This window comes from Sandaracinaceae bacterium, assembly GCA_020633055.1.
GTDB lineage: Bacteria > Myxococcota_A > Polyangia > Polyangiales > Houyiibacteriaceae > JADJJE01.
Genome location: JACKEJ010000003.1, coordinates 1 through 1,781, shown reverse-complemented (window position 1 = coordinate 1,781; position 1,781 = coordinate 1). Strand labels below are relative to the sequence as shown.

Sequence of the window (1,781 nt, the reverse complement as noted above, 5' to 3'; positions counted from 1 at the left end):
CGTGCTCGTTGGCCGGCACGTTGGCCACCTCCGCCACGAAGTGGGACAGGTCGTACAGCTCGCCCAGACGCCCCGCAGGCAGGCAGGTGAGCCCCAGCTTGAGCTCGATGTCCGGGATGATGGCGCACAGGTTGGCGTTGCCGCAGCGCTCACCGTAGCCGTTGATGGTGCCCTGCACGTGACGCGCACCCGCGCGCACGGCGGCCAGCGTGTTGGCCACGCCGCACCCGCCGTCGTCGTGCACGTGGGCCCCCAGCTCGATGTCCGGGCCCAGCTCCGCGCGCACGGCGCGCACGATCTCGTCGACCTCCCACGGCATGGAGCCGCCGTTGGTGTCGCACAGCACCAGCGTGCTGGCCCCACCGCGCTGCGCGGCACGCAGCGTGGCCAGCGCGTAGCCCGCGTCCGCCTTGTAGCCGTCGAAGAAGTGCTCGGCGTCGTAGATGGCGTGACGCTTGGCCTCCACCAGAAAGCGCAGGCTGTCCTCGATCATCTCGAGGTTGGTGTCCAGCGAGGTGCGCAGGATGTCCGTGACGTGCATGTTCCACGTCTTGCCGAAGATGGTGCACACCGAGGTGCCCGCCTCGACCAGCTTCTGCAGCTGGGGGTCCTCCGCCGCCAGCACGTTGGCGCGCCGGGTGCTGCCGAAGGCCGTGATGCGCGCGTTGGTCCACGTCAGCTCGCGGGCCCGCTCGAAGAACTCGACGTCCTTCGGGTTGCTGCCCGGCCAGCCGCCCTCGATGAACGCCACCCCGAACGCGTCCAGGCGCTCCGCAATCTTGATCTTGTCGTCGCACGAGAGGCTCATGCCCTCGCCCTGCGTGCCATCGCGCAGGGTCGTGTCGTAGACGTGCACCAAGGGAGTGCGTGGACTTTCGGCGTCGCTCATCGTGGGAGGCTCTACTGCTGCGGGGGACGGGGTCGGGCCAGGGAGACCGGCCCGAGGCGGCTCACGGGCGGGACTGCTCGTACTTCGCGATCTGCTCCTCGAAGCCGAGGATGTAGCCCAGCTGGTCGATGCCGTTGAGCAAGCAGTGTTTCGCGAAGCCGTCGACCGGGAACGACACCTGCTCGCCGTCGGGCAGCGTCAGGGTCTGCGACTCGAGGTCGATCTTGACGCGCGCCGCGCGGTCCGCGTTGACGGTCGCCATGAGCTTCTTGTGCACGTCCTTGCTGACCTCGATGGGCAACAGGCCGTTCTTCAGGGAGTTGCTCTTGAAGATGTCCGCGAAGCTGGTGGTGATGATGGCGCGCAGGCCCCACCCGACGAGCGCCCAGGGCGCGTGCTCGCGCGAGCTGCCGCAGCCGAAGTTGTCGCCGGCGAGGAGCACGGAGGCCCCTTGACTCTCGGGCTGGTTCAGCACGAAGTCGGGCTTGTCGCTGCCGTCGGGCAGGTAGCGCCAGTCGCAGAAGAGGCTCGCGCCCAGGCCGTCCTTGTCGGTGACCTTGAGGAAGCGGGCGGGGATGATCTGGTCGGTGTCGACGTTCTCCGCGGGGAGGGGGACGACGTGGGACTCGAGGGTCGTGAACTTGGCCATGGTGGTCTGTGGCTTTCGGTCGAAGTGACGATGGAAGGGGAGGGCGGCGGCTCAGCCGAGCAGCTCGCGCACGTCCGTGACCTTGCCGGTGACGGCGGCTGCGGCGGCGGTGAGCGGCGAGGCGAGGATGGTGCGCCCACCCTTGCCCTGACGGCCCTCGAAGTTGCGGTTGCTCGTGCTCACGGCGTACTGCCCGGGCTCGAGGTTGTCGCCGTTCATGGCGATGCACATGGAGCAGCCGGG

General features: G+C 68.7%; 3 protein-coding genes. All 3 read right to left on the bottom strand.

Annotation, left to right across the window (positions count from 1 at the left end; translation table 11 throughout):
* Positions 1-859 (bottom strand): citramalate synthase (locus H6726_00030; protein MCB9656004.1); only part of this gene is annotated, 859 nt, incomplete at its 3' end.
* Positions 860-950: 91 nt separating this feature from the next.
* Positions 951-1,538: a 3-isopropylmalate dehydratase small subunit gene (leuD, locus tag H6726_00025; protein MCB9656003.1), complete on the bottom strand. Its 588-nt coding sequence runs from the start codon at positions 1,536-1,538 to the stop codon at positions 951-953.
* Between the two features lie 51 nt (positions 1,539-1,589).
* On the bottom strand, positions 1,590-1,781 hold a 192-nt coding region (locus H6726_00020), incomplete at its 5' end, for a 3-isopropylmalate dehydratase large subunit (protein MCB9656002.1).